The sequence below is a fragment of the Pedobacter superstes genome (genome assembly GCF_037622515.1).
GTDB classification, from domain to species: domain Bacteria; phylum Bacteroidota; class Bacteroidia; order Sphingobacteriales; family Sphingobacteriaceae; genus Paradesertivirga; species Paradesertivirga superstes.
The window spans coordinates 788,148-808,571 of record NZ_JBBJCN010000002.1 but is presented as its reverse complement, the minus strand read 5'-3'; the positions used below and the strand labels follow the sequence as shown (position 1 = coordinate 808,571).

At 40.5% G+C, this 20,424-nt stretch carries 16 protein-coding genes; 10 read left to right on the top strand and 6 right to left on the bottom strand.

Going from position 1 to position 20,424, the window contains the following annotated elements; all coding sequences use genetic code 11:
- A partial coding sequence (locus tag WG906_RS09040) for a DUF8696 domain-containing protein (protein WP_339992251.1) occupies window positions 1-1,929 on the bottom strand: 1,929 nt, incomplete at its 3' end.
- A gap of 317 nt (window positions 1,930-2,246) precedes the next feature.
- On the opposite strand from WG906_RS09040, the gene WG906_RS09035 reads away from it, so the two are divergent.
- From WG906_RS09035 to lpxB, 4 genes are all read left to right on the top strand, one after another.
- Window positions 2,247-2,432 carry a CsbD family protein gene (locus WG906_RS09035; RefSeq protein WP_339992250.1) on the top strand — a complete coding sequence of 62 codons (186 nt, stop codon included), beginning with the start codon at window positions 2,247-2,249 and terminating at the stop codon, window positions 2,430-2,432.
- Between the two features lie 575 nt (window positions 2,433-3,007).
- Entirely contained in the window at window positions 3,008-3,790 is a 783-nt protein-coding gene (gene surE / locus WG906_RS09030; RefSeq protein ID WP_339992249.1) for a 5'/3'-nucleotidase SurE, read from the top strand.
- A complete protein-coding gene (locus WG906_RS09025; RefSeq protein WP_339992248.1) occupies window positions 3,774-4,034 on the top strand; it encodes a stationary phase survival protein SurE in 261 nt (86 codons plus the stop codon). Before surE ends, WG906_RS09025 begins: the two co-directional genes overlap by 17 nt.
- Window positions 4,031-5,143 carry a lipid-A-disaccharide synthase gene (gene lpxB, locus WG906_RS09020; RefSeq protein WP_339992247.1) on the top strand — a complete coding sequence of 371 codons (1,113 nt, stop codon included), beginning with the start codon at window positions 4,031-4,033 and terminating at the stop codon, window positions 5,141-5,143. Before WG906_RS09025 ends, lpxB begins: the two co-directional genes overlap by 4 nt.
- Window positions 5,144-5,328: 185 nt before the next feature.
- Here the strand turns inward: lpxB and WG906_RS09015 are convergent, their stop codons facing one another.
- Window positions 5,329-6,744 (bottom strand): arylsulfatase, encoded by a 1,416-nt coding sequence (locus WG906_RS09015; RefSeq protein ID WP_339992246.1) that lies wholly within the window; start codon window positions 6,742-6,744, stop codon window positions 5,329-5,331.
- Between the two features lie 70 nt (window positions 6,745-6,814).
- Between WG906_RS09015 and WG906_RS09010 the strand changes: the two genes are divergently transcribed.
- Entirely contained in the window at window positions 6,815-7,474 is a 660-nt protein-coding gene (locus tag WG906_RS09010) for an HAD family hydrolase (protein WP_339992245.1), read from the top strand.
- An 84-nt stretch (window positions 7,475-7,558) separates the two neighbouring features.
- On the opposite strand, the gene araA is transcribed toward WG906_RS09010, so the two are convergent.
- From araA to WG906_RS08990, 4 genes are all read right to left on the bottom strand, one after another.
- On the bottom strand, window positions 7,559-9,061 hold the full coding sequence (gene araA / locus WG906_RS09005) for an L-arabinose isomerase (RefSeq protein ID WP_339992244.1): 1,503 nt from the start codon (window positions 9,059-9,061) through the stop codon (window positions 7,559-7,561).
- A 104-nt stretch (window positions 9,062-9,165) separates the two neighbouring features.
- Window positions 9,166-9,864, bottom strand: a complete 699-nt coding sequence (locus WG906_RS09000) for an L-ribulose-5-phosphate 4-epimerase (protein WP_339992243.1) — start codon at window positions 9,862-9,864, stop codon at window positions 9,166-9,168.
- A gap of 58 nt (window positions 9,865-9,922) precedes the next feature.
- Complete coding sequence (locus tag WG906_RS08995) at window positions 9,923-11,623, bottom strand: ribulokinase (protein WP_339992242.1); 1,701 nt, start codon at window positions 11,621-11,623, stop codon at window positions 9,923-9,925.
- 189 nt (window positions 11,624-11,812) lie between these two features.
- Window positions 11,813-12,523: an NUDIX hydrolase gene (locus WG906_RS08990; RefSeq protein ID WP_339992241.1), complete on the bottom strand. Its 711-nt coding sequence runs from the start codon at window positions 12,521-12,523 to the stop codon at window positions 11,813-11,815.
- Window positions 12,524-12,877: 354 nt separating this feature from the next.
- Here WG906_RS08990 and WG906_RS08985 point away from each other — a divergent pair, with 354 nt between their 5' ends.
- The 5 genes from WG906_RS08985 to WG906_RS08965 all read left to right on the top strand — a co-directional run bounded on the left by WG906_RS08985 (window position 12,878) and on the right by WG906_RS08965 (window position 20,182).
- Window positions 12,878-14,443 carry an alpha-N-arabinofuranosidase gene (locus WG906_RS08985; protein WP_339992240.1) on the top strand — a complete coding sequence of 522 codons (1,566 nt, stop codon included), beginning with the start codon at window positions 12,878-12,880 and terminating at the stop codon, window positions 14,441-14,443.
- A gap of 278 nt (window positions 14,444-14,721) precedes the next feature.
- The gene (locus tag WG906_RS08980; RefSeq protein ID WP_339992239.1) at window positions 14,722-16,701 is read left to right on the top strand and encodes an alpha-L-arabinofuranosidase C-terminal domain-containing protein; all 1,980 of its coding nucleotides are present in this window, start codon (window positions 14,722-14,724) and stop codon (window positions 16,699-16,701) included.
- Complete coding sequence (locus WG906_RS08975) at window positions 16,702-17,712, top strand: family 43 glycosylhydrolase (protein WP_339992238.1); 1,011 nt, start codon at window positions 16,702-16,704, stop codon at window positions 17,710-17,712.
- A gap of 97 nt (window positions 17,713-17,809) precedes the next feature.
- Window positions 17,810-18,826, top strand: a complete 1,017-nt coding sequence (locus tag WG906_RS08970) for a glycoside hydrolase family 43 protein (protein ID WP_339992237.1) — start codon at window positions 17,810-17,812, stop codon at window positions 18,824-18,826.
- A gap of 180 nt (window positions 18,827-19,006) precedes the next feature.
- A complete protein-coding gene (locus tag WG906_RS08965) occupies window positions 19,007-20,182 on the top strand; it encodes an aldose epimerase family protein (protein ID WP_339992236.1) in 1,176 nt (391 codons plus the stop codon).
- Window positions 20,183-20,424 lie beyond the last annotated feature (242 nt).

Below are 20,424 nucleotides of genomic sequence, written 5' to 3'. Positions count from 1 at the left end.
ATTGGCAACCGTTCCGGCAAATGTAACTGTACTAGTTGATGCATTATTGCAAACTACCTGATCGGCAGGATCAGTAACCGTGGGAGCAGGATTAACAATAATGGTAAAAGTCTGTTGAGTTCCGGGACATCCGTTTGCAACAGGAGTAACTGTAATCGTAGCCGTGACAGGCGTTGTTCCAGTATTTATAGCTGTAAAAGCAGGGATGTTTCCCGATCCGCTTGCTGCCAGTCCTATAGAAGGGGTATTATTAGTCCAGTTATAAGTCGTGTTAAGTGTTGCTCCGCTAAATGCAACCGTACTAGTTAATGCATTATTACAAACTAACTGATCAGCAGGATCAGTAACAGTAGGTCGCGGGTAAACAGTGATGGTGAAAGTCTGGGGAGTTCCGGCACAGTTATTAAATATAGGGGTTACTGTAATAGTAGCAATAACGGGGCTGGTTCCAGAGTTTATCGCTGTAAACGAAGGAATATTCCCTAATCCCATCGACCCTAATCCAATCGAGGTTTCGTTGTTTGTCCAGAAGTATGAAGTTGTTGGAATAGCACCGGTAAAGTTTATTGCAGTTGTAGCCCCATTATTGCAGGCTGTCTGATCTGCTGGATCGTTTACAGTTGGAGTGGGGTTGATCGTAATAGTAAATGTCTGAGCTGTTCCAGCACAGCCATTTGCAACAGGTGTAACGGAAATTGTTGCAATAATTGGACTTGTTCCGGTATTTATTGCAGTAAAGGATGGAATATCTCCTGAACCGCTGGCTGCTAAGCCGATAGCGGAATTACTGTTTGTCCAGTTGTACGTTGTAGCTGTTCCCGTAAAATTTACTGTTGTCGTTCCACTATTATCGCAGACTATTTGATCGAGAGGATCATCTACCGTTGGAGTAGGGTTGACGGTTAACACGACCACATTTGATGTTACAGAAGGTCCGCAAGCTCCGCTTACTACTACTTTGTAATTAAAACTGTTCATTGAAAATGGAGCACCTGTTATTGTCAATGTGGGACTTGTTGCTCCATTATATATTCCACCGTCTGAAATATTTGTGAAGGAGCCACTTCCATTATCTTCCATCCACTGGTATGTCCATCCGGCGGTAGCACTGCCTATCGTAAAACTTGCGTTTCCGTTTACACAAGTACTTGCGCTTGTTGGTTGTGATGATGGAGTTATACCAGGTATTGGAATAGCTGTAACACAGAATATGTTAGAATACACATCTGAGGGATCCAGTATGCCAATATTACTATTACCACCGCAAACATTGTCAACCCGAACGCGATAGCAGGTTGATGAGGAAATTGCTGGATATGTATACTGATTGGTTGTTGCACCGGGTATAGCAACAAAAGGGCCGGCACTTGTTGGAGCAGACTCCCATTGCAAAACCATTCCAGTATACCCTTCTACTGTTAACGTTTGGCTTGTACCGACACAAACCGTAGTGCTTAGAGCAGTTATTATACCACCGGAAACGTCTTCTGTACTTGCTGCATAATAAAGGTAAACTGCAGATGAAGTATTTGAGCAGACAGTAGGGGATGTATCTGAAACAATTCTCCTGATCCGATAGTTCCCGGAAGGGCTGGAATGAATTCCAATAACTCGTTGTGTAATTTCGGTTTTAGATAAGTCTGAAGATGAAAGAGGAACATTGCTCGCATCAGTGACGAGTTGATATGCTCCACCATTAAAGGAAACTTCCCATTGGTACGTTACACCTGATGTAGGAAATGTTTCATTTATATTTTGATAACTGCTATTCGCACATGCTGTATTATATGTGCTAGCTGCACCTCCGCCACCTGCAACAAATTCAATACTATTCGGCGTACATTGACTTAAAGCATCAGAAAACGAATGCCCAAATATCCACACAAACACGATAAAAACATAGGTAAAGCGCTGTTTTATGAATTGCATTCTTCTTGTTTTTGCTATTTGTCTTAATTTGCTGTCTACTAGTAAATTGTAGGATAACGCCATTTTTACGGTAAAAAAGAATTAAGGTTATCGAAATTTTTAAAAGATAAAATAACTATTAGTTGTAAAATAATTCTCTAGTGTTAATTAATTGATTGTGTTGTTTTGTTTATTTCATTTTAGTTAATTGGTAAATAAGGAAAAGTTGGAATAAAATTACTTTCCTGGATTTCAACCTTAGAATCTGCCGGTAAAAAATACCTTTCCAAACCTTTTTAAATACTCCCTGTTTATTATTTACACCTAATTATAAAAACATGGACAGATTAGAATTAAAAGGAAAATGGAACGAGCTGAAAGGAAAAGTTAAACAGTCATACGGAGATTTAACCGATGATGATTTGACTTACGAAGAAGGTAAAGAGGACGAACTTTATGGCCGTTTGCAAACTAAAACCGGTAAAACCCGGGAAGGGGTGATTGACTGGTTGAGAAGTTTATAATTTATAAAGCATTTTGAATTTCTTCTTTGCCTCGTTCCTGTCAGGAACAGAGCTCTAATAATTGAAAAGCCATCGAACTTCGATGGTTTTTTTTGTAAATGTGTTTTTAGATTCAAAATCTAAGACACGAAAATCGCGACATCCTCCTAATCAACCCAACGCAAATCCGATTAATAAAACAATTCGATTTCAGGCGATAAAGATGGTTTTTGTCTTTGTCACTTCGACTCAAACAGTATCCATAGGTATACGGAAGCCCTACCAGGAAGGTAAATCAGACAGGCTTAAAACGAAATAAAACCGCAGCTTATACGCATTTAAGCCTTCAATATGCGTCTCAGGTGCGAACAAGGTCCGTTTAAAGTCTGTTTAAATAAAGAAGAGGGCTTGAATCGTATTACTCTTTGTGCTATCTGTAAAAGGAAATTGCTTTCCCGCTGTGCTTTCTTGTCAGTTTATGAATATGAAGTTTTTCTTTAATCCTTAGAATACGCACGAAAGAAAGGTATGGAGCCGGGCTGGTCTCAGCCATTTCTTTTTAGTAATTTCGTCGCTTATCAATTTAATAAGTTTTGATGATAAAGGATAAGCCCACCATTTTGGTGGTAAATGATGATGGAATTGATGCCCCGGGAATTAAAGTGCTGATGGATGCGATGAAGGATCTCGGTAATGTAGTTGTAGTGGCTCCTGACGGACCGCAATCCGGTACAGGGCATGCCATTACTATCGCCAAACCACTTCGCCTGGATAAAGTGCATATCTATCCTGAATATGAAATGTATAAATCCTCCGGTACACCCGTTGATTGTGTAAAGCTTGCAGTAAATAAAATATTTAAAGGTAAAAAACCTGATTTATGTGTGTCGGGCATTAATCACGGGCTAAACCATTCGATCAACGTGTTGTATTCCGGAACCATGTCGGCGGCTATGGAAGGGGCCATTGAAAACATTCCTTCGATCGGGTTTTCATACGACGATTTTACTTACGACGCCGATTTTAGCGCTTGTGTTCCTTATATCAAAACCATAGCGCAACAGGTTTTAACAAACGGAATGCCTCCGGCGACCTTACTGAATGTGAATTTCCCGAAAACTGATAAACTAAAGGGAATTAAAATCTGCCGTCAGGCGAATGCCAAGTATGCGGAAGAATTTGACGAGCGCCTGGATCCGCATAAGCGGAATTATTACTGGTTAACCGGTGTTTTCCAGTCGGGCGATAAAGGTGAAGATACAGATGTATGGGCCCTTGATAATAAATTCGTTTCGGTTGTTCCGGTGCAGTTTGATTTAACGGCTCACCATGCAATTCCAATTTTAAATAGCTGGCAATTCGATGTTAAAAAAAGATAATGTTTGGTTAGGAGCTGTTCTTGGATTAGTGCTTCCGGGGATAGCATATTTTATTGTGGAGATTCTTAAAAAGAATATTACAGTTTTAGAAAAAGACGATTTACTGTATATTGGTTGTGTGGCTTTAAATCTTTTACTGGTAAGATATTATTTCAGAACATACAAGGAAAATACAGCGAAGGGAATTATATCAGCAACATTTGTTTGTGCGTTTATATTCTTTTATTACAAGATGCGTCAATGACCTATTACCTTATTGCAGGAGAAGCTTCCGGGGATTTGCACGGGGCCAATTTAATGAAGGCTCTAAAAATTGAGGATCCAAACGCCAGGTTTCGTTTCCTTGGCGGCGATTTGATGCTTGCAGAAGGGGGAAACCTGGTTAAGCATTATTCTGAGATGGCTTTTATGGGTTTTGTTGAGGTGCTTTTCAATATCCGCAGCATACTTAAAAATCTTAAAGAAACTAAAGCAGATATCCTTGAGCATAAACCGGATGTTTTAATTCTGATTGATTTTCCGGGATTCAATTTAAAAATCGCAGAATTTGCCAAGAAAAAAGGCATCAAGGTTTTTTATTATATCTCGCCGAAAGTATGGGCCTGGAACCAGAAACGGGTTCTTAAAATTAAGAAGGTTGTAGATAAAATGTTCTGTATTCTGCCTTTCGAAGTGGATTTTTATCGCTCATGGGGAATGGAAGTGGATTATATCGGAAATCCTTTATTAGACGCAATTGAAGATTTCAAGCCGGATGAAAAGTTCAGGCTGACTCATTCATTGGGCGAGAAAGCTATTGTGGCTCTATTGCCCGGCAGCAGGAAACAGGAAATAAATAAAATTCTCCCCGTGATGCTGAGCGTGGTTCATCAGTTTCCCAATTATCAATTTGTTATTGGAGGAGCTCCGAATTTTAATGAAGATTATTACCGGGAATTTATCGGCGACAAAAAGGTGCCGGTGGTTTATAATCAAACCTATAATCTTTTGAAAAACGCTGATGCGGCGATAGTCACTTCGGGAACTGCCACACTGGAAACTGCTCTGCTGGATATTCCCCAGGTTGTGGTTTACAAAGGAAATGCAGTGAGTATTGCAATCGCCCGGCTGCTGGTTAAAATAAAATATATCTCACTGGTTAACCTGATTATGGATACTCCAATAGTAAAAGAATTAATTCAGGAAGATTGTAATACTGTAATACTCACAAAAGAGCTGAATGCTCTTTTACATGATCCCCTCTATCGCAGCCAGATGCTTATAAATTATCAGCAACTGGCTGAGAGGATGGGGGAGCCGGGAGCCTCTGGAAAGGCCGCCAAACTTATTGTGCAGGCAATCATTAATAATTAATGATTGCCTGCTGGTTTTTATCTAAAGCGGTTCTGCTGATTTCTAACAGGAACCGGAACCAAAGTTGGTTCTTTTCTCTTCAAACTGTTAATAAACTCAGTAACTAATTCTTTTAATCTGTCAAACATAATACTTCCCTCTTCTACCTTCAAATGTAATCTTAATCTTACGCTTAATTTCTAATATTATTGTTCCAGATCTGTCCAGTCGAATAAAGAATTTTCTGCCGGACTCCTGGCTTGTTTCATAAGCGAAAGCAATCTATTCGTTTTTACTGGTTTTTGAGAAATAAGGTTGTGTTTTTCTGCGATATCTGTTTTTAAATTGTAAAGTTCTAAAACTTCGGGTTTTCCTTTTTCTTTAAACCTGATCAGTTTCCAGTTTTCCTGCAGTAATGCCTCTTTATATTGTCCTTCATTAAACTGCCAGTAAAGGTAATCGTGCTTTTCTTTTTGCGTTTTGCCGGATAATGCATTTACAAATGATAAGCCATCAATATTTTGAGCGGGAGTGGAGCCGCTTAATACATTAAACGTAGGCATTATATCCCAAAATGCCCAAATATCCTCTCTTGTTTTTCCTGCCGGAACCTTACCCGGCGCTCTTACAATCAAAGGAACTCTGATGCCGCCTTCATACATATCGCGTTTCTCACCTCTTAACGGACCAGATGAATTAAAGAACAAGGGGTCGCCGCCACCTTCAGAATGCGGACCGTTATCGCTGGTAAAAAAGATATAGGTATTGTCATCCAGTCCCAGGTCTTTTACTAATTTCAATACTCTTCCCACATCCTGATCCATCTTATCTATCATCGCTGCGAATGCTGCTCTTGGCTGTAATTGGGTATGATACGATTCTCCTTTTTGATAGTAAGGTTTTTCTGGTCCAAATTTGCTGCTGCCATCAGGATTCAGGTACTTTTTCATCAACCCCTGCGGAACTTTTAATTCTGCATGCGGAAGGGTTATCGGGAGATATAAAAAGAAGGGATTTTCTTTGTGCTCTTTAATAAAGGACAAGGCTTTATTTACAATCAAATCCTGTGTATACTCACTTGAATCTATTTTTACCTTATTTAGCTGACGATTCTTTACTTCAAATAAATGGTCTGTAAAATAATAATGTGCGTGCCTCTGAAGCAGGTATCCATAGAAGCTGTCAAATCCTTTTAAATGCGGAGCTCCGGGCTCGTTTTCTAATCCCAGCCCCCATTTTCCAAACATGCCGGTTGCATACCCGTTTCTTTGCATTTGTTGCGCCAGGGTTGAATCCTGCACCCGAAGGGATACATTTCCATTGCCTCTTACATAGGCATGGCCCATGTGTTTCCCGGTCATCAGAGATGCCCTCGAAGGTGCGCAGACCGTGCTTCCCGCATAAAATCTTGTGAACCTGGTACCCTCCTTTGCCATTTTATCAATGTTAGGAGTTGGAACCGGAGCCTTCGGATTAAAACTGCTTATATTTCCATAGCCTAAGTCGTCGGCCAGGATAAAAATGATATTTGGTTTCTTAGATTTGGATTGGGCAGTAGCGTTACCCGATTGAAAAAATGTTATAAGAAAACACGTTGTGAATGAGAGTGCGATCCATTTCATTGGGTTAAATTATAGAGAACATTTGATTTTATCAATGTTTTTACTCTTTTTGCATCCATATAACTAGAATATGACAAAGGCTTTTCTTTTTGATTTAAATGGGACTATGATTGATGATATGGATTTTCATACAGATGCCTGGCATGATGTTCTCAATAATGACCTAGGCGGCAATCTTAGTCGCCAGCAGGTGAAAATGGAGATGTATGGAAAGGGTGAGGAGATGCTTGTGCGTGTATTTGGTGAGGGGCGCTTTGAAGATAAAGAGATGAGTGATATTGTTTTTGAGAAGGAGAAGAAATACCAGGAGGCATTTAAGCCGCATTTGAAGTTAATAAAAGGACTGGGCAGCTTTTTAGAGAAATCGCATGAACACGGAATAAAAATGGCTATTGGCTCTGCCGCCATTATGTTTAATATAGACTATGTGCTTGATGGTCTGGACATCAGAGACTATTTTCCGGTGACTATAAGCGCCGATCATGTTGAAAAAAGCAAGCCCGATGCTGAAACATTTCTTAAGGGTGCAGAGGGCCTGGGTGTGAATCCTGAAGAGTGCATTGTATTTGAAGATAATCCTAAAGGGGTTCAATCTGCTTTAAATGCGGGCATGAAAGCGGTAGTTATAACAACCATGCACGAAGAACATGAATTTGAAGGCCTGCCGAATATTTTGAAGTTTATTGAGGATTATAATGATCCGTTTTTAGATGAGTTGCTGAAGGGTTAGTTATTGCATCTCTCAATTGAGAAAGTTTAAAAAAAGCAAAGGCCCAGCAAATTGCCGGGCCTTTAACTTGGATTTAATTTGGATTTATGACTTATTCAGCTGATAATAAGCCTCGCTCCAGCGAAGCTCATTTTTAAACTGATACAATTCTGTGTTTTTACCAATTTTTACAAATTCAATTCCAGCCATTTCAGAAAAATCCTGCATATGTTCTGAAGTTAAATTCTGACTATATCCGGTATGGTGAGCACCACCGGCTAATATCCATGCGGCGCAACCTGTTTTCATATCAGGATATGGTTTCCACAATACACGTGCTACCGGAAGTTTAGGCAAGTCGTTTTGAGGGGCTTCGGCTTCAACTTCGTTTACAATCATACGGAACCGATTTCCCATATCTACAATTGACGCATTAAGAGCTGGTCCTGCAGCCACGTTAAATACTAAACGCACAGGATCGGATTTACCGCCGATACCCAATGGATGAATTTCACATTTAGCTTTACCGTCTGCGATAGATTCGCAGATTTCCAGCATATGAGACCCTAATACTAATGGATTAGATGGATCAAAATGGTAGGTATAGTCCTCCATAAAGGCGTTTCCACCCGAAAGTCCGCTACCCATAACTTTCATCGCACGTACTAAAGCTGCTGTTTTCCAATCGCCTTCTCCGGCAAAACCATATCCTTGTCCCATCAAACGCTGAGAAGCGATTCCTGGCAATTGGGCCATTCCATGTAAATCTTCAAACGTATCAGAAAAGCCTTTGTAATTACCGGCTTCTAAGAACGATTTCATTCCCAATTCAATTTTGGCCGCATCTCTTAACGAGGAATACTGTGAACCGCCCTTACGAAGAGTATCCATAACAGCATAACGATCTTCATATTCGGCAGTCAGCCTGTCCACTTCCGCGTCGCTGATCTGATTAATCACCGCAACCAGATCTCCGATTCCATGAGTGTTTACAGAGAAACCGAATTTTAACTCAGCTTCCACTTTATCGCCATCGGTAACAGCAACATAACGCATGTTATCACCAAATCGAACAAATCGTGCACCTTGCCAATCGTTCCAGCCTGCGGCGGATCTGCTCCATCCATTTAACTGGTCTAAAACTTCAGGATCCTGCCAGTGACCAACGATTACTTTCCGGTTTATTCTCATTCTGGACATGATAAATCCGAACTCACGGTCGCCATGCGCACTTTGATTCAGATTCATAAAATCCATATCGATAGAACCCCATGGAATGTCCCTGTTAAATTGTGTATGTAAGTGAGCTACTGGCTTTTGTAGGATTTTCAGGCCGTTGATCCACATTTTAGCCGGAGAAAAAGTGTGCATCCAGGTAATAATTCCTATACAGTTAGCAGAAACATTTGCCTCCTGGCATATTGCATAAATTTCTTCAGTGCTTTTTACAGTCGGTTTAAAAACAACGCGAACAGGAATCTGAGATGCATTATTTAAAGATGTGGCAATTTCCTGTGAATGTGCGGCTACCTGCTTCAGTGTTTCCGCTCCGTATAAGTCCTGGCTGCCAGTTACAAACCAAACTTCAAATTTTTTTAAGTCGATCATTATTTATTTGCGAATTAGCCTCAACCTTCTCCTAAGGAGAGGGGGTTTAGGCGGTTAAAAATATGTAATTATGTAATTCAAACCCGTTTCCCAGGTTCATGTCTTTACTGCCCGTAATATGAGTTTGGCCCGTGTTTTCTCTCGAAATGTTTTTTAATTAACGAATCTTTTAAACGCGCTGCATCGGGATTAATTTGTTCGGTTAGTAAAGCCATTTGGGCCACGGTTTCTAATACCGCACTGTTGTATACAGCTTTGTCCGCATTTTTCCCCCATGAAAAAGGTGCGTGATTTCCAACAAGGATCATTTCAACCTCTTCGTAGCTTAGCCCTTTTTCCTTGAAGCAATCCATTATCTGAAACCCGGTTTGATATTCGTAGTCGCCTTCAATCATGCTGTCTTTCATCGGGGGAGCACATGGAATGTCGGCCGTAAGGTGATCGGCATGAGTAGTTCCATAATTAGGGATATCCCTTTGACTTTGTGCCCATGCTGTTCCGTAGGTAGAGTGGGTGTGAACAATACCTCCGATTTTTTCCCAGTGCTTATATAGTACGGCGTGAGTTAAGGTATCGGATGATGGACGAAGGTCGCCTTCAATAGTTTTTCCTTCAAAATCTACAATTACCATTTTCTCAGGTGAAAGATCCTCGTAAGGTACTCCGCTTGGTTTAATAGCAAAAACTCCGGCTTCACGGTCGGCCGCACTCACATTACCAAAGGTGAATAGTACTAAACCAAGTTTTGGCAATTGCATATTGGCTTTATAGGCCTCTTCTTTAATACGTTGATACTTGCTCATTTTATGAATTGAAAAGTCAAAAGTTAAAAAATCAAATTAAAATTCACGAGTTGATAATTTAGCTATTGATGGGTTGTTCTGTTTCCGCTGCAATAAAGGTTTCAACTAATGCTCCGGCATGGCTATATTGTTCGTAACGTTTTGCATAGATTGCCACACGCTCAGGATTAGGGTGGTATTCGGCATCAAAACCTTGTCCCATCGCACTCATGGCGTCTTCAACCTTAGGATAAAGACCGGCGGCAGTAGCGGCAAACATAGCTGCGCCAATCGCACAGGTTTGATCTGATTTATGAATTTTGATAGGCATGTTTAATACATCAGCCATCATTTGCATAATAAACGGAGACTTTTTAGCCACGCCGCCCAAGCCGATTAATCCTTTAACTGGAACGCCCTGTTCGTTAAAGCGATCGACAATTTTTTTGGCACCAAAGCAGGTTGATTCTACCAGCGCGCGGAAAATTTTAACGGCATCACTGCCCAGATCTAATCCTAAGAAAGCGCCTTTTAACAATTGGTTTGCATCCGGCGTTCTTCTTCCGTTTAACCATTCAATTGCGATTTCGCCCCCTTCTTCAAGTGGAAGTTCGTTTGCGCGTTTGCTTAGTTCGGGGATGATTCTGGATTCAATCTCATCAATCAATTTCTGTGCGGTTGCAGAATCTATTAATTGAGTTTGTGCCAATAGATTTTTCACCGGCCAGGCCAGTACATTTTTTAACCATGCGTAAGCATCGCCAAAGGCAGACTGACCAGCTTCCATGCCAATCATTCCGGGAATAATTGAACCGTTAACCTGACCACAAATACCATTTACCAGGGTGCCTTTTACTTCTTCAATCGGGGCAACAAGCATATCACATGTTGAAGTTCCCATTACTTTACTTAAGTAATAAGGTTCTATTTGACCGCCCACAGCGCCCATATGGGCATCGAATGCTCCGATGCCGATTATCACGTCATTTGGCAGGCCAAGTTTTTGCGCCCATTCTTCGCTTATTGTACCAGCCTGCTCTGAAGATGTATAGGTTTTATCTGATAATTTTGAGGTAAATCCTGCCAGCAAAGGATCCAGAGAAGCAAAGAAATCTTCCGGGGGTAATCCTCCAAATTCTTCTGCCCATAGCGCTTTATGTCCGGCAGAACATACTCCGCGTTTAATTTCTGAAGCCTGATTTCCTCCTGTTAACAGAAAAGGAACCCAGTCGCAATGCTCAACCCACGAGTGCATGGCATTACGAACTTTTTCATCCGCTCTTAATACATGAAGTAATTTAGCCCAGAACCATTCTGACGAATAAATTCCACCAACTAATTGAAGGTAATTCGTTTCGAATTTTTCTGCGTGTGTATTTATCTCTGCCGCTTCATTTACAGAAGTATGATCTTTCCAAAGCACAAACATGGCATTTGGATTATTCTCAAATTCCGGTTTCAGCGCAAGAGGAGTTCCTGTTTCATCAACTGCAACCGGTGTTGAACCTGTAGTATCTACAGAAATAGCTTTGATGTTTTTAGCTATATCAAAACCTGCCGTTGCCAGGCATTCTTTAATTGTTTTTTCAAGTCCTTCAACATAATCGAGGGGATGTTGCCTGAACTGGTTCTCTGAAGGATTGCAAAATAATCCTTGTTTCCATCTGGGATAATAATATACCGCCGCCGCTATTTCTGCGCCATTTGCAGCATCTACTATAACCGAGCGTACGGAATCTGTCCCGTAATCTACGCCGATAACATATTGTTGAGTATTCATAGTTTGGTTATTCGTGTCTAAATAACACTTATTTTTTTGAATATTAAAATCCTTCAATCAATTATCTGAAAAAACCAGGGGCATGTTTGCTTTTTATTGAAAAAAATCAATACTAAATCACGATTTGGCTATTGTATCAATTTTATTACACAATTACAGATGATTGAATTTTAAAAAATTCGGATGTTTTTAAATTACGTTATAGGACGTGGGGTTTGGGATAAAATTTAAGAACGCCTGGAATTTATCTTTATAAATTGCAGGGTCGAGTTTATAATAATAGGCTCCTTTTTTCGAGCCCCCTTTATCTTTTTCATCCTGCCTGATAAGAAGTCCTGTTGATAAAAGTTTTCTGCTGAAATTACGTTTATCTAGTTCGGTGTCGTAAACATTCTCATACAGGGTTTGTATTTGTGGAATGGTAAATTTTTCCGGGAGAAGTTCGAAAAGCAGGGGATGAAGGGCTGCTTTATATCTAAGCATTTCTTTTGCTTTATCGACCATAAAGTCATGGTCAAAAATGAGCTTAGGTGCTTCTTTTAGCGGGAACCATTCGGCATGATAGTCATCGCTTAATTGTTTTTCGTATTTATGTATGTCAATGAATGCAAAGTAAGCCACACTTAAAGTGCGTTCAATGGGATCTCGGCCGGGTTCTGCAAAAACCTGGAATTGTTCCATATACACGCCTTCGAGGCCCGTAAGCTGCTTGAGGATTCTTGAGGCCGCTTCATCGGTATTTTCGGTAGGTTCCATGAACCCCCCCATCAAGCTCCATTTATTTTTTTCCGGTTCGAAGCCACGCTGTATAAGCAGCAGCTTTAAGGTGTCTCCGTCAAACCCGAAGATAATACAATCAACTGCAACAAGTATACGGGTCTGCTTAGAATATCTGGTCATTTTTAATCAGAATACAATTGTGTTTTGTGGAGATGAAGCTATCATGAGCCATATTTTTCACAGGCATTTATTTAGCGAGGTGTTCAAGAGAACGCTTCGCTAAGTTCATTGCTATTTGTGACGGCATGCTCACGATGGTTTCACTACAATTATAAACTATATCTGTTTAACTGACAATTATTCAAGAAATTTTCTTAGGCTTAAGCCGGCGATGGTTTTTCTTTAGGCGGTTAGTGGCCTGATAAAAATAAATGTTTTAATTGTTATATTGACATTTAAAAAAAAGCTGTTAACTTAGTTTTTTATAAACCAGCGTAAGAACCAACCAATAATTAAATTTTTTAATCCTTTTATATGGAATTATGTAGACAAATACGTGCATTACTAATGCTTTCGGGCCTTTTTCTTGCACCATCAATTGATTCAGTGGCACAAAGTCCGATCGTGATAAATGCTAAGGTAAGTGACGAGAAGCATGTTATAAGTAAGCATATTTACGGCCATTTCGCCGAACATTTAGGCCGAAGTATATACGGAGGTTTTTATGTTGGAGAAGATTCAAAAATTCCTAATACAAAGGGAATAAGAAATGATGTGGTTGCGGCTCTTAAAACTTTAAAGGTTCCAAATCTTCGGTGGCCCGGAGGATGTTTCGCCGACACCTACCACTGGAAAGATGGAATCGGCCCTAAAGCTAATCGCCCTACAATTGTAAACACCTGGTGGGGTGGTGTAACCGAAAATAACAGTTTTGGAACACACGATTTTTTAAATATGTGCGAATTGCTTGGAACCGAACCTTACCTGGCCGGAAACATGGCAACCGGTACTGTTCAGGAAATGGCAGACTGGGCGCAGTACGTCAATTTTAAGGGTGAGAGCCCGATGTCAAAGCTGAGAAGGGAAAATGGTAGAAACGAGCCATGGAAAGTTAAATACTGGGGTATCGGTAATGAGGCCTGGGGCTGCGGGGGCAATATGACGCCCGAATACTATGCCAATGAATTCAGGAAGTTTTCGACTTTTATGAGCGACTGGAGCAATACCGGCGGTCTTTTTAGAATTGCATCGGGAGCTAATTCTTCTGACTACAACTGGACAGAAGTAATTATGAAGAACGTTCCTAAAAATCTGATTGAAGGCATGGCGCTTCACCACTATTCCGTAATAGACTGGAATAAAAAAGGACCATCTACAGATTTTACTGAACAGCAATATTTCACTACTATGCAGAGAGCTCTTTTTATGGAGGAGCTTGTAAATAAACATATTGCTATAATGGACAAATACGATGCCCGTAAACGAGTTGCGCTGGTGGTAGATGAGTGGGGCGGATGGTATGAAGTAGAACCCGGAACAAATCCAGGATTTTTATATCAGCAAAATACGATCAGGGATGCCATGATTGCGGGCGTAACGCTGAATATTTTTAATAATCACGCAGAGCGGATAAAGATGGCGAATCTTGCGCAGGCAATTAATGTATTGCAGGCGGTTATCCTTACCAAAGATGATAAGATGATCCTAACTCCAACTTACCATGTTATGGAAATGTATAATGTTCATCAGGATGCAACACTAATTCCTTTGCAAATCAGCACAGCTAATGAATATGTTATGGGAAATGATAAATTGCCTGCGGTATCCGCATCTGCCTCTAAAGATAAAAATGGTCTTACTCACATTTCTCTGGTTAACATTGATCATAAGAGTTCGCGAGATATCATTTTGGATTTGAAAGATGTAAAGGGAAGTTCTGTAAAGGGAAGAATTCTTAGTTCTAAAAAGGTTCAGGATTATAATTCTTTTGAAAAACCCGATTTCATTAAACCAGTGGCCTTTAAGGATGCCTCTATAAAGGGTGGTAAACTACAAGTAAAGCTTCCACCGGCTTCTGTGGTGGTGCTCGAACTGAAATAGAACTGAAACGGATTTGAAAACTATATCAAGTGCTGATGGTAAATTAATGGAAACGTAAATAACACCCAATAAATACATATCCTGGCTTGAGTTACGAGTGGATGATAAAAATGTAAAAGTTTTAGTTCCATTTAATGCTTCCGCATATTGTGCTCGGGGATTATGTTTTATTGCCATTGTAAACTTGCTATAAATGTTTTAATGACATTTATTATTTGATATCTTTAGAAACCAATTATTCCAATTAAAAATCATTCGTATTAATGTATTCAGGTATAATGAAAAAAATATCCAAATTACTTTCCCTGGTCCTGCTGGCTTCCGGAATTTTAGTTCACAGCGGCGCTCAGTCACAAACATTTACAGTTAAAGCCAATCAGCTAAAAGCAGAGGTTTCACCTACCATGTGGGGCGTGTTTTTTGAAGATATTAATATGGGTGCCGACGGAGGTATTTATGCAGAGTTAATAAAGAACCGCTCCTTTGAGTTTTACAAACCATTAATGGGATGGACCGTTCAGGGGAAGAAAATTGAGGGGGAAATATTGGTGTTGAATCGTCAGGATGCCAGCAGCTCAAACCCTCGATTCCTTCGTGTAAACGTGAATAACAAAGCGATGGGCGCCATGGGGATTACCAACGAAGGGTTCCGTGGTATGGGAATTAAAAGCGGCTTACGCTACGATTTTTCTGTTATGTACAGACAGGCCAGTCCCGGCGTTAAAATGCACTTAGAGTTGTTAAATTCTAAAAATGAAATTATTGGAAAAGGAGAGTTAACTCCTTCAGGATCGGGTCCAGAATGGAAAAAGCAGTCGGTTAGTTTTAATGCTACTGCTACCGAGCCAAAAGGAAAATTCGCTATTTGGTTTGAAGGAAACGGAGTTATTGATTTGGATATGATCTCACTTTTCCCTTCAGATACCTGGAAAGGCCGTAAAGGCGGAATGCGTGCAGATATGGTACAACTGCTGGCAGATATGAAACCTGGTTTTATCCGTTTCCCCGGAGGATGTATTGTTGAAGGGCATGAACTTTCTACACGTTACCAGTGGAAAAAAACAATTGGTCCTGTCGAGAACAGAGAATTAATTGTTAATCGCTGGAACTCAGAGTTTGCTCATCGTCCCACTCCCGATTACTTCCAGACCTTTGGCCTGGGATTTTTTGAATATTTTCAGTTGGCCGAAGATATCGGAGCTCAACCACTACCTATATTAAATTGCGGTATGGCCTGTCAGTTCAATACTGCTGAAGTTGTTCCACTGGATCAACTGGAACCGTATGTTCAGGATGCATTGGATCTGATAGAGTTTGCAAACGGTGATGTAACTTCCAAATGGGGGAAGGTACGTGCGGATATGGGACATCCAAAGCCATTTAACTTAAAAATGATGGGTGTTGGGAATGAAAACTGGGGTCCTCAGTATGTGGAGCGTTTAAAGATTTTCACTAAAACTATAAAAGATAAATATCCGAATATCCAGTTGGTAAACAGTTCAGGAACCGATCCGAGTGGAGATCGCTTTGATTTTCTGAATACTGAGTTGCGTAAAATGAAAGCCGACATTATTGATGAGCATTATTACCGCCGTCCGGAATGGTTTTTAGAAAATGCTGCCAGATATGATAGTTATCCGAGAAACGGATCTAAAGTGTTTGCCGGAGAATATGCAGCGCAAAGTGATAAAACTGTAAGCGTGAATAATAAAAACAACTGGCAGACAGCTATTGCTGAAGCAGCTTTTTTAACAGGTTTGGAGCGGAATTCTGACGTTGTTATTATGGCCTCTTATGCTCCGTTATTTGCACATGTAGACGGCTGGCAATGGACACCGGATATGATCTGGGTAGATAACCTTCGCTCGTACGGAACACCAAATTATTATGTTCAAAAGCTATATTCAACAAACAAAGGCACCAATGTTGTCCCTGTTACTTTAAATAATCAAAATGTAACCGGACAAGACGGTTATTATGCCTCTGCTACGGTTGATAAGAAAACAAGCGATCTTATCATAAAAGTGGTAAATAATTCGGACAAAACACGTACAGTGGATTTTGCTGTTGAAGGTGCAAATCTTCAATCAAAGGGCACTCAAACTTCAATAGCTTCTCAGGAGTTGGTATCTGTAAATACTTTAGACAGGCCAGCGGAAATCAGTCCGAAACAAAAACAAGTTTCTGCAAAGAATAAAAATATTCAGGCTGTACTTGTACCATACTCATTCAATGTGATTCGTATTAAAATGAATTAAATGAACAGACTCCTGATTTTACTTCTTCTTATAAGTTCTGGTTTGAAGGCCCAGAATTTACAAACCAATATTTCGGTGCACGATCCGGTAATGGCGAAGCAGGGAGATACTTATTATTTGTTTTGTACCGGAATGGGCATTTCCGTCTGGTCGTCAAAAAACATGAAAGATTGGGCCAGGGAAAAACCGGTTTTCTCTGCGGCTCCCGAATGGGCGGTTAACGCAATCCCAACATTTAAAGGCCATATATGGGCACCGGATATCAGCTATTATAACGGGAAATATTATCTCTACTATTCGGTATCGGCTTTTGGTAAAAACACTTCATGTATTGGCCTGGCTACAAATACAACCCTTGATCAGTCGAGCCCGCAGTATAAATGGCAGGATCATGGAAAAATTATCCAGTCGTTTCCGGGTAAAACCAATTGGAATGCTATTGACCCGAATTTGGTGACTGATAAAAAGGGAAACCCCTATTTAGCCTTCGGATCATTCTGGGATGGCCTAAAGATTGTAAAGCTGAATAAAGACAGACTAAGTATTGCAGAGAGCCCGGAAACTCTGCAAACTATTGCCAGTCGAAAGGTCAAGCCATCTGTAGTAAATCCTCCTGCTGTTGACGATAATCCAAAGGATGCCGGCGGGAATGCTATTGAAGCTCCCTTTATTTTCAGAAAAGGAAAATATTATTACCTGTTTGCATCTACAGACTATTGTTGTAAAGGTCCAAAGAGTACATACAAAATGATAGTAGGGCGTTCAAAAAATGCAATTGGCCCATTTCTGGATAAAAATGGGGTATCGATGGCTCAGGCAGGCGGCACCCTGTTATTAGAAGGGGATAAGAATTGGTATGGAGTCGGGCACAATGCGGTTTATAGTTTTGCGGGTACGGATTATATCGTGTTTCACGGATATGATGCAGCAGATGCCGGCAAGTCAAAACTGCGCATTGAAAAGTTAGTTTGGGATAGGGAGCATTGGCCAATCGTGACGACGAAGGAGTAAAATAAATGCGGCCCTAAAGCCAAATGATCATACGAAATAAATCTGTCATGCAGAACGGGTTCAGCCTGAGAGATTATAGTTTAAACCAACAGTATTCATGAAAACAAGCATTGCTCTTTTGTTCTTATCAGTATTGAGTTTTTTACCCGGGGCATTTGCCCGTCAAACTCCTGCGCCACAAACTGCCAGAGCTCCCCAGGTTCCACGGAATCTTCACTTAAAAGACATCATGCTGCGTGATGCCTGCATATTGCCGGATGAAAAAACCGGTATCTATTACATGACGGGGCCTGGTCGGGGTGCGAGTGTGGTACAATATACCAGCAAAGATCTTCTGAACTGGTACGGTCCGCAAACAATATTCAGAACCCCCGAAAAATTATGGGGCGACACAGTCATCAATTCCATCTGGGCTCCCGAGCTTCAGGCCTATAAAGGGAAGTATTATCTTTTCCTTACGTTTAGCACAAATAAATTAATGCCTGAGCAGTGGCTAAACTGGCGCCCAAGGGTTGTCCGCGCTTCTCAGATCTTAGTCGGTGACACTCCAGCCGGACCCTTCAAGCCTTTTAAGGACAAGGGAGCCACACCTCCCGGGATGATGACTCTTGATGCCACTTTGTACGTTGAGGATGGTAAACCACATATGGTATATGCCCATGAATGGGTTCAGATTTCTAATGGTACCATAGAAACTATTCCGCTGAAGGACGATCTTTCGGATACCATAGGCCCTCCGAAATTACTTTTTAGGGCTAATTCTGCACCGTGGGTAGAAGTTGCGTCGAAAGAAGAAGGATGCTATGTGACGGATGCTCCTTATTTCCACAAAAGTAAGTCAGGGACATTATTTATGATCTGGTCGAGTTTTACATCGGGAGGTTATTCTGTAGGTACCGCGATTTCTGAATCGGGGAAACTGGCCGGCCCATGGACTCACGATCCTAAAGCACTTTACACTAAAGATGGCGGACACGGTATGCTCTTTAAACGGTTTAGTGATAATCAGTTAATGATGATTCTTCATTCCCCTAACGGCCCGCAGGCACAACCGCATTTATTTGAGATGGAAGATACCGGAAGTACTCTGCGGGTGATCAAAGAATTCAGATAAGCAAATTTGAACTCTGCATTTAAGCTGCTGTATCAAGATCTTATATTTCTTCGGGGGCTGGAATAATGAACCTGGTGCCAACCAACAACCCAAACAATATTAAATAAATAACTGTAAAATTGACAAGTTTAAAAATATTCGTTTACTTTAGTCAATTATCTTTAACCTAAATAAACTTTAATGAAAACTAACTTATTTCTATTTTTAGCCGCGGGAATTATGTCTTTTTCGGCATGTGATTCAACACAGAAGCAAGCGTCTACAAATGCAGATTCCACAGGTACAGATTCAATTTCTAATATGATTCCAACTAAAGCTAATTTCCAGGACACGATTGATGGTAAGCAGACCGATCTTTTTGTCTTAAAGAATGAAAATAATATGCAGGTTGCCATTACCAGTTTCGGAGGCAGGATAGTAAGTATAATTGTTCCCGATAAGGACGGAAAAATGACGGATGTTGCTTTGGGTTACGAAAAATTATCGGGCTATCAAAAAGCGAATGAGCCATACTTTGGAGCTATAATTGGCCGGTATGGCAACCGTATCGGAAATGCCCAGTTTAAATTAGATGGAGCGACTTATAAATTGGCGGCAAACAATGGGCCTGCCTCATTGCACGGAGGTCCAACAGGTTTTCAGGTGCGGGTTTGGGACGCAGTAATGCCGAATGACTATACTCTGGAACTATCTTATGTTTCTAAAGATGGAGAAGAAGGTTTCCCTGGCAATTTAACTACTAAGGTGGTTTACACTTTAACAGATGATAATGCCATTAAAATAGACTACAGTGCGACAACCGATAAAACTACAGTAGTAAATCTGACAAATCATACTTATTTTAACCTAAACGGCGAAGGTAATGGTGATATTAATGATCATATTCTGAAAATTAATGCCGATAAATATACCCCTGTTGATGCCGCATTGATACCAACCGGCGAACTTAAGGATGTCGCAGGAACACCCTTTGATTTTAGAAAACCAACCGCAATTGGCGAAAGAGTTGATGCTGACGATGTACAATTGAAATTGGGAAAAGGGTACGATCATAATTTCGTTTTAACCAAAAGCGATACCAGTATGAAACAGGCAGCTACCATTACCGGTCCTAAAACCGGTATAAGCATGGAAGTATTAACTACCGAGCCCGGAATACAGTTCTATGGCGGTAATTTTATGGAAGGAAAAGAAAATGATGGTAAAGCTGGTAAAGCGTACCCATTCCGTACAGGTTTTTGCTTAGAAACTCAGCATTTTCCTGACGCTCCTAATAAACCAACATTCCAGTCAACAACTCTGAAGCCAGGGGAAACCTATAAAACAACAACGATTTATAAGTTCACTGCTCAATAGTATTAGTGTTTCTTTTTATTAAAGCCTTCTCTGCATATGCAGGGGAGGCTTTTTTTGTATCATTATATCGCAGAATTTTAAGAGTGTATTAGACATTAAATTTTTGTAGTTCTGTTTTTTGTTATAAATTACGGCGCCAATTAAATCGATTAATTAATTTTTTACTGAGCTCCTTTCTAAAAATTAATAAACCTTAAACAGCATGAAGCCTGTATACGCCTGCCCGAAAAACAGGCGCGCAT

Excerpts from the sequence above, each read along its gene's own strand:
- WG906_RS09035 (WP_339992250.1), top strand. The coding sequence starts at position 2,247 with ATGGACAGATTAGAATTAAAAGGAAAATGGAACGAGCTGAAAGGAAAA.
- surE (WP_339992249.1), top strand. The coding sequence starts at position 3,008 with ATGATAAAGGATAAGCCCACCATTTTGGTGGTAAATGATGATGGAATT.
- WG906_RS09025 (WP_339992248.1), top strand. The coding sequence starts at position 3,774 with ATGTTAAAAAAAGATAATGTTTGGTTAGGAGCTGTTCTTGGATTAGTG.
- lpxB (WP_339992247.1), top strand. The coding sequence starts at position 4,031 with ATGACCTATTACCTTATTGCAGGAGAAGCTTCCGGGGATTTGCACGGG.
- WG906_RS09015 (WP_339992246.1), bottom strand. The coding sequence starts at position 6,744 with ATGAAATGGATCGCACTCTCATTCACAACGTGTTTTCTTATAACATTT.
- WG906_RS09010 (WP_339992245.1), top strand. The coding sequence starts at position 6,815 with ATGACAAAGGCTTTTCTTTTTGATTTAAATGGGACTATGATTGATGAT.
- araA (WP_339992244.1), bottom strand. The coding sequence starts at position 9,061 with ATGATCGACTTAAAAAAATTTGAAGTTTGGTTTGTAACTGGCAGCCAG.
- WG906_RS09000 (WP_339992243.1), bottom strand. The coding sequence starts at position 9,864 with ATGAGCAAGTATCAACGTATTAAAGAAGAGGCCTATAAAGCCAATATG.
- WG906_RS08995 (WP_339992242.1), bottom strand. The coding sequence starts at position 11,623 with ATGAATACTCAACAATATGTTATCGGCGTAGATTACGGGACAGATTCC.
- WG906_RS08990 (WP_339992241.1), bottom strand. The coding sequence starts at position 12,523 with ATGACCAGATATTCTAAGCAGACCCGTATACTTGTTGCAGTTGATTGT.
- WG906_RS08985 (WP_339992240.1), top strand. The coding sequence starts at position 12,878 with ATGGAATTATGTAGACAAATACGTGCATTACTAATGCTTTCGGGCCTT.
- WG906_RS08980 (WP_339992239.1), top strand. The coding sequence starts at position 14,722 with ATGAAAAAAATATCCAAATTACTTTCCCTGGTCCTGCTGGCTTCCGGA.
- WG906_RS08975 (WP_339992238.1), top strand. The coding sequence starts at position 16,702 with ATGAACAGACTCCTGATTTTACTTCTTCTTATAAGTTCTGGTTTGAAG.
- WG906_RS08970 (WP_339992237.1), top strand. The coding sequence starts at position 17,810 with ATGAAAACAAGCATTGCTCTTTTGTTCTTATCAGTATTGAGTTTTTTA.
- WG906_RS08965 (WP_339992236.1), top strand. The coding sequence starts at position 19,007 with ATGAAAACTAACTTATTTCTATTTTTAGCCGCGGGAATTATGTCTTTT.